The organism is Eubacterium sp. AF15-50 (genome assembly GCF_934835595.1).
GTDB lineage: Bacteria > Bacillota > Clostridia > Lachnospirales > Lachnospiraceae > Eubacterium_G > Eubacterium_G segne.
In genome coordinates, this window is sequence record NZ_CAKVZL010000055.1 from 1 (window position 1) to 14,212 (window position 14,212).

Annotated in this window: 13 protein-coding genes; all 13 read right to left on the reverse strand. The window is 35.2% G+C overall.

Translation table 11 applies throughout. From position 1 onward, the window contains the following. Positions 1-818 (reverse strand): 3-hydroxyacyl-CoA dehydrogenase family protein (locus Q5O73_RS07150; protein ID WP_302669352.1); only part of this gene is annotated, 818 nt, incomplete at its 3' end. 88 nt (positions 819-906) lie between these two features. Then, positions 907-1,698, reverse strand: a complete 792-nt coding sequence (locus Q5O73_RS07155) for an enoyl-CoA hydratase-related protein (protein WP_021953884.1) — start codon at positions 1,696-1,698, stop codon at positions 907-909. Between the two features lie 83 nt (positions 1,699-1,781). Further along, complete coding sequence (locus tag Q5O73_RS07160) at positions 1,782-2,966, reverse strand: acetyl-CoA C-acetyltransferase (RefSeq protein WP_302629229.1); 1,185 nt, start codon at positions 2,964-2,966, stop codon at positions 1,782-1,784. 278 nt (positions 2,967-3,244) lie between these two features. Continuing rightward, complete coding sequence (locus tag Q5O73_RS07165) at positions 3,245-5,524, reverse strand: transglutaminase family protein (protein ID WP_302669353.1); 2,280 nt, start codon at positions 5,522-5,524, stop codon at positions 3,245-3,247. Between the two features lie 11 nt (positions 5,525-5,535). Continuing rightward, positions 5,536-6,651, reverse strand: a complete 1,116-nt coding sequence (locus Q5O73_RS07170) for a DUF58 domain-containing protein (protein ID WP_302669354.1) — start codon at positions 6,649-6,651, stop codon at positions 5,536-5,538. Positions 6,652-6,653: 2 nt separating this feature from the next. Next, entirely contained in the window at positions 6,654-7,595 is a 942-nt protein-coding gene (locus tag Q5O73_RS07175) for a MoxR family ATPase (protein WP_302629227.1), read from the reverse strand. A 21-nt stretch (positions 7,596-7,616) separates the two neighbouring features. Beyond that, complete coding sequence (locus tag Q5O73_RS07180; protein WP_021953879.1) at positions 7,617-8,462, reverse strand: DUF975 family protein; 846 nt, start codon at positions 8,460-8,462, stop codon at positions 7,617-7,619. A gap of 88 nt (positions 8,463-8,550) precedes the next feature. After that, entirely contained in the window at positions 8,551-9,576 is a 1,026-nt protein-coding gene (locus Q5O73_RS07185; RefSeq protein WP_118590077.1) for a branched-chain amino acid aminotransferase, read from the reverse strand. A gap of 93 nt (positions 9,577-9,669) precedes the next feature. After that, positions 9,670-11,973: an ABC transporter permease gene (locus Q5O73_RS07190; protein WP_302669355.1), complete on the reverse strand. Its 2,304-nt coding sequence runs from the start codon at positions 11,971-11,973 to the stop codon at positions 9,670-9,672. Next, positions 11,963-12,847, reverse strand: a complete 885-nt coding sequence (locus tag Q5O73_RS07195) for an ABC transporter ATP-binding protein (RefSeq protein ID WP_302669356.1) — start codon at positions 12,845-12,847, stop codon at positions 11,963-11,965. Before Q5O73_RS07195 ends, Q5O73_RS07190 begins: the two co-directional genes overlap by 11 nt. Then, entirely contained in the window at positions 12,844-13,218 is a 375-nt protein-coding gene (locus Q5O73_RS07200) for a GntR family transcriptional regulator (protein ID WP_302669357.1), read from the reverse strand. The genes Q5O73_RS07195 and Q5O73_RS07200 overlap by 4 nt, the downstream gene beginning before the upstream one ends. A 265-nt stretch (positions 13,219-13,483) precedes the next feature. After that, a complete protein-coding gene (locus Q5O73_RS07205; protein ID WP_021953874.1) occupies positions 13,484-13,705 on the reverse strand; it encodes a phosphopantetheine-binding protein in 222 nt (73 codons plus the stop codon). Positions 13,706-13,839: 134 nt separating this feature from the next. Then, positions 13,840-14,212 (reverse strand): BRCT domain-containing protein (locus Q5O73_RS07210; protein ID WP_302669358.1); only part of this gene is annotated, 373 nt, incomplete at its 5' end.

Genomic DNA, 14,212 nt, shown 5'->3' on the forward strand with positions numbered 1-14,212 from the left:
TTACCTGACTTAACACCAAGGTTTCCGCCTCTAACCATCTTACGGATTAATGGGCATGCACGATATTTGCTGTCCCCTGTTTCATTGTAAAGTACATCCATAATTGCAAGGCAGATATCTAAACCAACGAAATCTCCTAATTCAAGAGGTCCCATTGGATGGTTAGCACCAAGTTTCATTGCAGCATCAATACCGGCAATGTCTGAAACACCTTCCATCTTAATGAAAGCAGCTTCGTTAATCATTGGAATTAAAATTCTGTTTACAACAAATCCTGCAGCTTCATTTACCTGTACAGGTGTCTTTCCGATTTCTTCTGAAATCTTCTTGATTGTTGCAACTGTTTCATCAGGTGTATTAACCCCTGCGATAACTTCTACTAATTTCATTCTGTCAGCAGGATTGAAGAAATGCATACCAATCATAGGACGTGTAAGACCATTTCCAATTTCTGTGATAGAAAGTGATGATGTATTTGAAGCGAAAACACATTCAGGCTTGCAAATCTTATCTAATTCTGCAAATGTTGTTTTCTTAACTTCCATATTTTCAAAAGCAGCTTCAACGATCAAATCGCAGTCAGCACATAAATCTTCCTTAAGACCAGGTGTGATGCTGTTAAGAATACCATCAACCTTCTCCTGTGTCATTTTTCCTTTTTCAACAAGTCTTGCATAACCTTTAGCAATCTTGTCTTTTCCACCTTCAGCCCATTCCTGCTTGATATCACATAATGCAACTGTGTATCCTTCAACCTGAGCGAAAGCCTTTGCGATTCCCTGACCCATTGTTCCTGCGCCAATAACTCCAACCTTCATAATTATTCCTCCATAATATTTATGATAATTTTATTTTGTATCCACTTATGTCTCAAATCAATAATTATAAAAAACTAAGTGGCTTATATTACATATTCTTAAATGGTACAACCTTTAATTTCTTTTCTTTATCCTTTTCAAGGAAGTTACCCATACCTGCCTTCTGATCTTCTGTCTCAAAGCAACTACCGAATAATTTTTCTTCAATAACGATTGCATCATCCATGTTTGCATCTAATCCATCATTAATTGCCTTCTTGCATGCTCTTACAGCAATAGGTGCGTTCTTTGCAATGCCTGCTGCCATTTTCTTTGCTGCATCCATAAGTTCTTCCTGTGGATATACTGCATTTACAAGACCGATTCTGTAAGCCTCATCAGCCTTAATGTTTCTTGCTGTATAAATCATCTGTTTAGCCATTCCAGGTCCAACGATTCTTGCAAGTCTCTGTGTTCCACCAAATCCCGGTGTAATTCCAAGACCTGTTTCAGGCTGTCCGAAAATAGCATTTTCAGAACAGATTCTAATATCACAACTCATTGATATTTCACATCCGCCACCTAAAGCGAATCCGTTTACTGCAGCAATAACAGGAACAGGTAATGTTTCAAGTTTTCTGAAAACATCATTTCCCTTCTTACCGAAAGCTTCGCCTTCAGCCTTTGTAAGTGTTGACATTTCTCCTATATCAGCGCCTGCAACAAATGACTTTTCTCCGGCACCTGTTAAAATCAATGCTCTTGTTTCATTAACATCAACTGCATCTAATGTAGCGTTTAATTCATCAAGGACCTGGCTGTTTAATGCGTTTAATGCCTTTGGGCGGTTGATGGTAATAACTCCAACAAATCCTTCCTGTTCATAAGTAATAAATTCCATATCACTTCTCCTTTAAATTACCTTATTAAAAAACACATGAAAAGCTGGTAGTAAAATCTGCTACCAGCTTTTTATATATTTAATTAGTCTCTTTCAACGATTGTTGAGCAGCCCATTCCGCCACCGATACATAATGTAGCAAGACCCTTCTTAGCGTCTCTCTTCTGCATCTCGTGAAGTAATGTAACAAGTATTCTACAACCTGAAGCTCCAACAGGATGTCCAAGTGCAATAGCTCCACCGTTTACGTTAACCTTGCTCATATCAAATCCAAGGTCTCTTGCAACTGCAACTGACTGTGCTGCAAAAGCTTCGTTAGCTTCGATTAAATCCATATCGTCAACTGTTAAGCCTGTCTTTTCCATAACTTTTCTTGTTGAAGCAACAGGTCCAACACCCATGATTGAAGGATCAACTCCGCCAAGTGCTCCGCCAACAAATGTAGCCATAGGTGTAACGCCTAATTCCTTAGCCTTTTCTTCGCTCATAACTACTACTGCAGCTGCTCCATCATTAATACCTGAAGCATTACCTGCTGTAACAACACCATCAGGCTTTCCTGAACAGCATCTTAATTTACCAAGTGATTCAGCAGTTGTTCCTGCTCTTGGTCCTTCATCTGTATCTACAACGATATCGCCCTTTCTGTTCTTAACAACAACTGGAACGATTTCATCCTTAAACTTACCTTCAGCCATAGCCTTTTCACATTTCTGCTGTGAGTTAGCTGAGAATGCATCTAATTCTTCTCTTGTGATTCCCCACTGTTCAGCTACGTTTTCAGCTGTAATCATCATATGATAATTGTTGAAAGCATCTGTTAATGCATCATTTACCATTGTGTCAACAAGTGTTCCGTTGTTCATTCTGTAACCAAATCTTGCTTTTGGAAGTGCAAAAGGTGCCATTGACATATTCTCCATACCACCTGCAACAACGATATCAGCATCTCCTGCCTTAATCATCTGAGCTGCCATATTTACACAGTTAAGACCTGAACCACAAACAACGTTTACTGTAACTGCCGGTGTTTCAATAGGAAGTCCTGCCTTAATTGAAGCCTGACGTGCTACGTTCTGTCCAAGACCTGCCTGGATAACGCATCCCATATATACGTGATCAACTGCTTCCTTAGGAACGCCTGCTCTCTTAAGAGCTTCCTCAATAACGATAGATCCTAAAACCGGTGCCGGAGTTGTGCTTAATGCTCCGCCCATTTTTCCGATTGCTGTACGGCATGCGCCTGCAATAACTACTTTCTTTGACATAATATAATCCTCCATAAAAATTTAATTTAATATAATAAATTACATCAATTTTAAAAATTACTCACACTCTTAAATAATATCATCAATTGAATTTAACCGCAATAAACATTTAAAATAACTCTGTTAATGTTTTGTGAAAAATATGTAACATATCTGATATTTCCAAGATTGTTATAATTTTAACAAATTCTATTTCCTTTGTCTAGTATCTTCAATAAAAAAAATGGCGAATTAACGCCATTTTTTCACTAAAACCAGTTAAGTTTTATTATTTTTAATTACATTGCCTTTATGAATTTAAAAATAAACTTTTTAACGCCCTTTAAACTCTTTAACATATCGTTTCTAAATTTACGATAAAGCATGTACATTTTCCTCTTGTCCTCATCTGTAGCCCTGTCATTTGAAAACGCTGCTATAAGGGTTATGTCATATATCCATCGCCATTCTTCTTCTGAGAGCTGTGGAAACTGTTTTATCATTTTCTCTATTGCTTCTGTGGAATTGCCCTTATTTAAACCTGCTCCGAAGAAATTGCATATATTACAGATTTCCTTATAAGTGCTGCATATACTGTTTTTCCCTTTTATTTTCCGTATTTTACTGACTCTCTTAATTCTATGAGGCAAAACAAAAATAATGAATCCCGCCACCACACATATTATAAGTATGAAAGTTACTTTTAACACCTTTATTACAGGCTTTAAACTTACATTTTCACTGTGAGATGTATTCTTATGACTTTCACTGTTTACAGTTGCCTTTGTGTTATCCGCCGAAGCCGTTGTACTTTCATTTGCGTGGGTTGTAGTTACCGCTGCAACTGTAGTTGCTTCCTGCTTTGTAGTATTGTTTTCCTGTTTTGATATTCTCGACGTGCTGTATCCCGGTGTATGTTCCCTTACCTGCCAGCCTTTAATATCATTAAATACCTCACACCATGCATGAGCCCCTTCATCAGTAACCGTAGCTGCAAATGTACCGTCATTTTGTTTGGTAAAACTTGAGGGGTCAATAACGTATCCCTCCACATACCTTGCCGGTACGTCCTTCATTCTGTAAATCAACGTTGCCGCCGATGCAAAATGCACGCAAAATCCCGTTTTCCTGTTAAAAAGAAAATCCTCCACGAAATCCCTGCCATCTGTTGTTTTTCCCGGTGCTTTACTATATTGTAAATCACTAAACCATTCATTAATTGCCGTGGCAACACCTACTTCGTAATTACTGTCAATTTGATTACATCTATGTTTTAATTCATCAAGCCCCTTAGGTTTTCCGATATATCTTACTTTTGTAAATTCACTATATTTGTGCCAATAGGAAGATACATTGCTTAAATAGTCAAAATTATTACTTAAATCATTTCCATCGAAATATAAATATATATGTTGTTTTTTTCCATCACCTAAGGCACAGGTATCATAATCAGCACTTTCATCCTTTACTTCGGAAAAATACGGTGAATATCCATATTTGCCGGATGCCCCTAAAACATCAATAGTCATTTTCTGTTTTGCCAGGGATGTATAAGTTGAAAACTTATTATAGGGTTCATTTATTAACTTTTTAAACTGACTTTGTGTGTTATAAAATTCTTTTATATCCTTTACGGTATCTTTATCGGCACCTGTCCATTCCTTCCCGTTATAATCTATTCCTACAAAAGCTCTTAAATACACCGTTTTTGTAGGCTTCTTTGTAACCGTAACCTTTAATACCTTCTTCCCGGTAGCCCTGAATTCATTAATATTTTCTAACTTTCCTTTTCCAATTCCTGCTTTGGCATAGTTTCCGCTGCCTTCAAAAATGGAACTTAAGAAATCTCCCGGATTAATTTTATCAAAGTTCTTAATAGCCTCCGCTGTTTTCTTATAACTGTCCATTTTTTTATACTTTTCCAACCTAGGTGAAATATTAAAAGCCAGAACCGACACCATCAGTAACACTGCCATGGTTGCTACAGCAGTGGTAATTACATTTTTTTCTCCCTGTTGACGGTATATTGTAAAATAAAATACTGCTGCAAAAATAAGTTCTAATGTACTCGAAACTGAAGGCAGATAACCTACTGCCGAATCTAAAATCACAGGTGCTAATACCAGTAGTAAAGCCACATACCGACAATTTTTTCCTATGATGATACTGTATAAAATAACTGCTATTAATAATTCCACCAATAGCAATATCACCACATTGTAAAGATAAGATGACTTATACTTTAAGCCTACATAATTGGTCTCATAGTAAAAATTCCAAAGTTTCAGAATTTTGTTTATATAAATTCCACTTCCTGCCCTGAAAAAATACAATCCACAAAGATACAAAACACCTATTATCACCATAGCTTTTCTGCTTTTTATCATCAGCATAAATAAAGCATATCCACCTATTGTGGCTGCTCCGCTGACTGATATTGTAATTATGGGTTTTATATCAAATTTAAACACTGAGGAAATTGCATCAAAAGAACATAACAGCACAAAGAATACTGCCAAAAGATACATAATGAAATTACTATTCTTTTTTTCAAGTTTAACAAATTCTATTCCCGCCATTTTATCCTACGCTATACGATAATATATGTCTCTTCGTAACATACTTTATCGCCCTTCTTCTTTACTTCTATTTCATTGCCATTTACAATCAGCCTTCCATCAGACTTTATTTCCACTATGGAGCTGAAATCATTTCTGTCGAAACGTTCATCAAACTGCATATCTGCTCTTTTTCTGTCATGATATGATTCTAAATAAAGCAGCCTGTTAAGAAGTTCGTATATATTTTCTACTCTCTTCCTAATAATTCTGTCATTTTTTTCCTCGTACCATGCAACCATATGAACACATTTTTGTTCTATTAATGAAAGAGATACCGAAGCAGCCATTTCAATGGCATTTACCGGCAGATTTTTTCTGCCATGTTTCTTTCCTCTTAGGTGCTTTACGGTATTGTTTCTAAACAAGTCAATCCATATAAGAACCACACAGCCTAATGGTTTTCCGTGTTCCTTTATTAAAAGATTGTCAGTCTTGGCTGACAGTTTCCAGTGTATATCATGTATAGGATCACCTTCCACGTACTCCCTTACCTGATATATTTCAGATAAATCATCACCTTTTTCGCTATCAGAATATACCTCTGAATCTGTAATAAATTCTCTGGTGGTTCTTTGTATCTCTGTCATTAAAAGATGGGTTTCCGGCAATATTTCTATCTTCTTAACATCATTTGTTTTCTTTTTTAAATAAAGGCAACCAATCCAGTCATATACATAATACTCCACTAAATATACGGAAATTTCACCACAGTCTGAGGATAAAAAGCTTTCACTGAAAGTTTCCTTTACTCCTCTTGTAACGGTATGATTAATTATTTCCTTTTTAACCTCACCGGTAAAATTATTTACCACCTTAATTTTAAAGCCACACCTTACACTTAACCACTTTGATTTATTTTTTACCTGAATTAATATTGGAATTTCACTGTTTTTTTCAGCAGAATACAAGCCTTTATCCAATGTAACCTGTATAAACCGTGATACAATACGAACATACACAATTGCCATAATATAATACATACATTCCATTAAAAGAACAATTCCTATTACCTTCTCTGTAAAAAGAAAAAACATGCAAAGGGTTATTAAGGTAACCAAACTATAAATTAAACTTCTTTTAATCATACCTACCTTCTCATTGCAGGTTCAGGTACCTGTCTTAAAATTTCACTTAAAACATCGTGTTTATTAATATGGCTTACCTTTGCCTTGGTACTCAGTCTCACTCTGTGAGTTGCAATACACTCAAATACATCTCTTACATCCTGTGGTACAACAAAGTTTCGCCCTTTCATCCATGCATATGCCCTGCTCATTGCCGCTAAAGCCACTGTTCCACGGGGACTCATTCCCCCTCCTAACATTTCATGGTTTCTTGTGCTTTCTGCCACCTGAACAATATATTTGTACACGCTGTCCTTAATGTACACTTCCTTTACTTCCTGTTCCATAAGGATAATGTCATTAGCACTTATTACATTATTTACATATTCTAAAGGATTTCCCATTTGTCTTCTTTTAAGGATTTCCATTTCCTCTTCCACTGTAGGGTACCCCATATTTACACAAATCATAAATCGGTCTAACTGTGACTCCGGAAGCATCTGGGTTCCTGCTGAGCCTTCAGGATTTTCCGTTGCTATAACCACAAAAGGATTTCCCATCTCTCTTGTTATTCCGTCAACGGTAATTTGTCTTTCTTCCATAACCTCTAATAATGCTGACTGGGTTTTAGGGGATGTTCTGTTTATTTCATCTGCCAAAAACATATTGCACATAAGTGCTCCCGGTTTGTAAACAAACTGTCCCGTTTCCTTTTTGTATATGGAAAATCCCGTTAAATCTGACGGCATTATATCCGGTGTAAACTGTACTCGACTGTCTTTAATTCCCATAGCCTTTGAAAAAGCCTTAGCCATGGTAGTTTTTCCTACCCCCGGCATATCCTCTATAAGAATATGTCCCTGTGCAATAATTGCTGCCATTATTTTTTCAATAACGTCGTTTTTTCCAACTACTGCCTTTTGTACTTCATTAATAACTGCCAAAGCCTTACTTAATTCGCTCATTATTTTTGCCCCCTGTTTATTTTAATAATTATAATTTTCTCTGTTTGTACTTCCTAATGAACATAATTTAACATATAATTCTGCATCTGTAAGGAAAACATACGGATTAACGTAAAAAATATCCAATATATTTGCAGTAAGCGCAGATAAGAATCTCCAACCTATAAAAGAAATATCTAATACAAATGTATCAAACTTGTTTCCCATCATCATGTTTTTACTTCTTTCAAAAGCCTCATGCATATCCATGTCTGGATTTTCTGCCAATAAATAAGGCACCATCCTATACTCATATGACTTAATTATACCCGGAATAATAAACAATAAGCTCCAAAGTGCTGTAAAAAGATTCTTACAAAACATAATCTTTACTACATTTCCGTATCCCTTTCTAAAAGCATATGCTATTTCAGATGTTTCAGGCTTTTGGGTTCTATTCTTTAAAAACCATCTTTTACATCCGACTTCAAGTGGGGATAAAAGAAAACATCTAAGCAAAATAGATGCCAGCATAAAGAAACCTGCCACACTCATAATTGCATACAATTCAACTAAGGATATACCACTAAATATATTTTTAATATAATTTCTTACATTAAACATCTGAGAAGAGATATCAATGCTGCTGTCCGGTTTCATGTTTGTTATTCCACTACCATTTATTATCTGGTCAAAATAACTTCCGGAACTTCTTCCCATAAGACCCTTACTATAATTAGTAGATATTCCGTTAGTTCCTAAATTTACGTTTAAACGGATTCCCTGTCCTATTGCAATAGCCGTAATTACTGAAAGAAGTACAATCCACCAGTAATTTTTTCTCATAATCTGTTTTGCATTATTCTTTAGTTCTACTCTGTTCCACATATAATACTTTTACTCCTCTCAACACTTTTATTTTATAAGTGTAAAACAGCCCGCTTACAACTTGCAAGCGGGCTTACATTTAATCAAATTATTTAATTTCGTATAACCATCCCTTAGGTGGCTCAATTCTTCCCATCTGAATTCCTGTTAAAGTCTCATAAAGCTTCTTTGTTGTAGGTCCCATTTCTTCCATTCCGCTTGGGAAGCAGATTTCTTTTCCATGGTCAACAATCTTTCCTACAGGGGAGATAACTGCTGCTGTACCACAAAGACCACACTCTGCGAAATCTTTAACTTCATCAAAATATACTTCTCTCTCTTCAACTTCAAGTCCTAAGTAATCCTTAGCAACTGTCATAAGTGAACGACGTGTAATAGATGGTAAAATACTATTTGACTTAGGTGTAACAACCTTATTATCCTTTGTAACGAAAATGAAGTTTGCACCACCTGTTTCTTCTACCTTTGTTCTCGTAGCTGCATCAAGATACATATTCTCGTCAAAGCCTTCTTTATGTGCTGTAACAATGGCATGTAAGCTCATGGCATAGTTAAGACCTGCCTTAATATGACCTGTACCGTGAGGTGCTGCCCTGTCGAAATCACTTACCTTAATTGTAATAGGCTTTGCGCCACCCTTGAAGTAAGGTCCAACAGGTGTTGTAAGTACTCTGAACTGATATTCATCAGCAGGCTTTACACCAATAACAGGATTGCTTCCAAACATATAAGGTCTTACATAAAGTGTAGCTCCACTGCCATATGGTGGAACGTATCCTGCGTTAGCCTTGATTGTCTTTTCGATAGCTTCTACAAATTTATCTTCAGGATATACAGGCATCTCCAGTCTTCTGGCTGAATCTGCCATTCTCTTTGCATTTAAATCAGGACGGAATGTTACTATACGTCCATCCTCTGTGGTGTAAGCTTTCATTCCTTCGAAAACTGTCTGAGCATACTGTAAAACTCCGGCACATTCGTTTATGACTACATTAGCATCGTCTGTTAACTTTCCGTCATCCCACTTTCCATCTTTGAAATTAGATACAAATCTCTTGTCAGTCTGGATATATCCAAAACCAAGATTTGCCCAGTCAATATTTTTCTTGTCCATATTAAATTTCCTCCGTTTGTCTTAGTAGTTTTTAACTTATTTAAATATACTACTATTTTTTTTTACGGTCAATATTTAGCATGACATTATTAACTATTTATTGAACTTTGTCCAATTATACTCATACATATTTGAAAAGAAATTCTCATATTCTTTTTTCAGCTGTTTTCCAAGAGTAACCTGCTGCCCGTCATGTTTTTCAGGCAATGTGATTAACCCGGAAATATTCATATCTTTTTTCCCTATCTGATAAAATACCACTCCCTTAGTTACAAAATCTTCATCATTTTCTTCTTTGTACAACTGTGTATATTTATCATCATCCGGTATTTCATACATCCATACGGTGTCTGAAACCTTTTTACATTTTGTTAAAGTATTATCAATTTCTGTAAGCATAGTCTCATCATCACCTACAGCAACACACTGTACTTCCTTATTTTTATCCCACCCTTCAGGCAGGGTGAAATATATTTTTTTGCCGGATAAATACTTTCCTTTTTCATTGTATGTATATGTTTCGCACTCACTTACAAAGTTGTAGGCATCATTTAAATACCCCTTATCCTCAAGAATTTTCATAGTGTTAGTGTAAGCTTCCGGAATATAAATCAGTCCACCGGCGTAACCACCAGCATCATATCCGTCATCTGATGATATTCTATACGTAACTGAAATTCCCCATATTTTTTCGTAGTTTTTCGGAATATACATTCCATTAGCTTCCACATCCTTTTTAAGTGCCTCTACAAAGGAATTAATCAACTCCTTATTTTCAGGCTTTGATAAATAATCCACCTCATCCGTAACCTGACCTGCCTTAACAGCATAATCATCACCATATATTTCTTCTTCATCAGCATCACCATTTACAACATATTTAGAGATTTGCATATCTGTAATGTATTTATACGGTATTATGTAAAAAGGATGCTTTACCTGAGAATAATACTTAGTTGATGTTATATCAGACATTTTTTTCATAATATCTTTTGTATTTCTGGCAATGTAATAACCATCATATTTTCTTGAAATGGTTTTTCCATTTTTTAACACATACTTAATACTAATACTTTCCTGGTCACTACCACCATATCTGCTTTTAATCGGTAAAAATCCGTGATGCTTATCTAAGCTGTTTGTAATCAGCTTATGTACTTCACATACATCACTTATAATATTAGCATCATCTGTATAAGATGCCAAAACATCTTTCCCATCAATAACAAAACTTTGAGTGTTTCCCTGAACAATATTTACTTTCTGTACATCTTCCTTATCAGGTACTCTTTGCAGGTATCCCAATCCTCCTGATGTTGTAATCAGTAAAAATGCCATGATGCACACAAATACCACACCACATTCCATAAGGCTAGACTTAAACTTTGATAGTCCTCTGTGAAATACTAAATGCAATAACAAATTAGCCGTCATTACGGCAATTACAGTTCCCACAACAAACCATATATACTGTGCCTTACAACTATCATCTCCCAAAAATGAACACATATATCCCACACCAAATCCTGTTGCAAAACATGTGAAGAATTTAATAATAATTTCCACTATGCTAAAGGCAAAGGCATTCTGGGCACTTTCTGCCTTTCTCTGTTTACAAAGTACAAAGGATGCTGCCATAAGAACCACTGAAAGACATATCCACCATGCAATTCCAAGGCCGCTTCCACTTCCGAATTTACATGTATAAAATGATGCTGCCGGAGATAAAAATGTAAGAACCGTACTTGGAATCTCTGATACAGCAAGTCCCGGAATAACAGATTGTGGAAACAATACCCCAATCAGGACACATATAGGATATATGGCGCTGATTACCACATATGATATAAGTACATCAGCCACTGTTCCGCAACATAATGAAATCATAGCTATAAAACTTACATTTCCAATAATTGTAACTGTCAGTATTCCTATTACCTTAAATGATTCAATTAATGCCACATCACTTAAACCTAAAATGGCACCAACAGAACCTATTATAATCATAGGAACTATACATAAAACCAATGTGGAAAAGTATCTTACAAAAAATAAGGTTCTTCTGCTTATTGGGTAACTGCCAAATAAGTCCACACTTCTTTTATTATGCATATATGAAAATGACATTATTGCCATGATTATTGAAAAGATTATGGCAAATGCCACAAAAAATATAGCCGGAAGATATTCACAAACTTCTTTCATATCTTTTATATAACTTTCCATTCCTAAATTTTGCTGCGTACCACAAACTATCATTGCAAATATTTCAATCATTGGAAATGATAAAAACAACAAAATCCAATATGCAATTGAAAACGGAAGATTTTTTCTTAATGACCATTTAAATAATGCAACTGCTTTTTTTCTGCCTGATAATCCTACATTATTTTCCATAACCTACACCCTCCATTTCGTTAATAAATACTTCTTCTAATGTTGATGGCATTACTTCTAAAAATGCCGGTTCTAATTTCTTTAGTTCTTCCATTACTTCATCTAAATCTCCCTTTACCATAAGCACATAATATCCACCTATCTGGCTTAATACCTGGGCATCTAAATGGTTAAAGGCATCTCCATCCGGCGGATTGTTAAATGCCATATGGATTTTATGCATCTTATTCTTAAGTTCGTCTGTTTCCTTATTTGTAACAAGACTTCCACTATGTAATAATACTATTCTGTCACATATATCATCAATTTCCCTTAAATTGTGGGATGCAATAATACATGTCATGTTATTCTCCGTAACGTCCTCGATTATAATGGTCTTTAATGTTTTTCTTATAACCGGGTCTAATCCGTCAAATATTTCATCTAAGAACAAATATTTCGGTCTTGTTGAAAAGGCAAGAATAAGGGATGCCTGCCTTTGCATACCTTTACTCATATTAATTATTCGCTTGTTTGTTGCTATAGGAAACATTTTACATAACTGTGTGTAACGTTCCTCATCCCAGCTTTTATAGAGACCTCTTAAAAGCTTTGCCATATTTTCCACTGTACTGTCATTAAAAAAGTAGGGATAATCGGAAATAAAATAGCAGCGCTCCTTTATTTCATGGTTATCAAAGGAATCCTGTCCGTCTATTATAACCTTTCCCCCATCAGGCTCATAAACTCCTGCAAGGGTTCTTAAAAGGGTACTTTTACCACTTCCGTTACTTCCTGCCAAGCCGAAAATGGTTCCTTCAGATATGACGCAGTTTAAATTATTAATGGCAACTGTTTTGTCAAATCTTTTCGTCAGATTATTTATTTCTATCATTCTGTCTTTCCTCCACTTATAGTTTCATCTATAATTTCTATCATCTCACCCCTGGTAATGCCTTTTTTGTAGGCTTCCCCGATAGCACCGGTAAGTTTCTTTTTAATCTCTATTTTCTCAGCTTCATTTTGTCCTAATTTGTCTGAAATAAAGCTTCCCCTGCCTACAGTTGAATATATATATCCGTCTGTTTCTAACATCTTGTATGCTTTCTGTACCGTATTAGGATTAATGCCTAATTCTGTAGCCAGAGTTCTAACCGGCGGCAGTTTTGTGTGACTTTTAAGTATTCCAAGGGATGTAAGCCGTACTACATCATCATATAACTGCTGATAAACCGGCGTTCTTGAACCAAAGTTTACTGTGAACATATTATTCCCCTTTCATTTATTAATTGTACTACATCAATTAGTACAATTTAATAATACAATTTTCCTTTACATATGTCAAGAAAAAATATCCCTGTTTTCGGCATATTTTTTGACATTAAAAATTGCTATCTTAATAATATTTTTCCAAAGATTTATACATAAAATAAAAGATTGTCATTAAATTATCTTTCAGACATTTAACAACAATCTTTTATATTTTGCATTGTACTGCATATTCTATTTTAGAAATATTAATTACAGCTTATTACTGAAGCTTTTCTAAAAGTTCAATAATAGTGTCAATATTTTCAAAATTATCTTCGTTTCTCTCATCATAAGGAATATCTACATCAAATTTATCCTCAAGTGCAACAATCAACTCCATAAGCTGTTTTGACTCTAAGAACTCCGCTATGCTCATATCCTCATCATCCGGATCCCATAATGGATTAATGTCGCATAAAATTTCTATAATATCGTCACGCATATCTTTTCCTCCCATAAATTATTTATTAGAAATTTAATACTGATATATATTTATCATAATATATGATATGGTTCAATGGTTTTAACCCATTTTATTAAAAAAAATATTGCACTATCTAAACATGACTTATTGCCCTAGCTCCATCTTTCAATAAACTGTTCCTCTGTAATGATTTCAATTCCCAATTCTTTAGCCTTTTTGTTCTTAGAAGAATTAGACATTATGTCATTATTGATAAGATAATTGGTTTTAGATGTTACGGAGCCTGTCACCTTACCGCCTCTTTGTTCAATATATTCCTTTACCTCATTTCTATTGGCAAAATGATTAACACTACCTGTTACCACGAAGTTAAGTCCCTCCATATTCTGAGCGCTATGGTTTACTTCCGGATTCTTTATTGTTACTTCCTGAAGAAGCCTGTCTAATTTTTCAACGTTTTCCTTATCTGAAAAATATTCCGTGAATTTTTCTGCCATTTTGTCCCCAATTCCCTCTATCTTAACC

Coding starts and splice junctions, on each gene's coding strand:
- Q5O73_RS07165 (WP_302669353.1), bottom strand. CDS start 5,524: ATGGCGGGAATAGAATTTGTTAAACTTGAAAAAAAGAATAGTAATTTC.
- Q5O73_RS07180 (WP_021953879.1), bottom strand. CDS start 8,462: ATGTGGAACAGAGTAGAACTAAAGAATAATGCAAAACAGATTATGAGA.
- Q5O73_RS07185 (WP_118590077.1), bottom strand. CDS start 9,576: ATGGACAAGAAAAATATTGACTGGGCAAATCTTGGTTTTGGATATATC.
- Q5O73_RS07195 (WP_302669356.1), bottom strand. CDS start 12,847: ATGATAGAAATAAATAATCTGACGAAAAGATTTGACAAAACAGTTGCC.
- Q5O73_RS07155 (WP_021953884.1), bottom strand. CDS start 1,698: ATGGAATTTATTACTTATGAACAGGAAGGATTTGTTGGAGTTATTACC.
- Q5O73_RS07205 (WP_021953874.1), bottom strand. CDS start 13,705: ATGCGTGACGATATTATAGAAATTTTATGCGACATTAATCCATTATGG.
- Q5O73_RS07175 (WP_302629227.1), bottom strand. CDS start 7,595: ATGAGCGAATTAAGTAAGGCTTTGGCAGTTATTAATGAAGTACAAAAG.
- Q5O73_RS07190 (WP_302669355.1), bottom strand. CDS start 11,973: ATGGAAAATAATGTAGGATTATCAGGCAGAAAAAAAGCAGTTGCATTA.
- Q5O73_RS07170 (WP_302669354.1), bottom strand. CDS start 6,651: ATGATTAAAAGAAGTTTAATTTATAGTTTGGTTACCTTAATAACCCTT.
- Q5O73_RS07200 (WP_302669357.1), bottom strand. CDS start 13,218: ATGTTCACAGTAAACTTTGGTTCAAGAACGCCGGTTTATCAGCAGTTA.
- Q5O73_RS07160 (WP_302629229.1), bottom strand. CDS start 2,966: ATGTCAAAGAAAGTAGTTATTGCAGGCGCATGCCGTACAGCAATCGGA.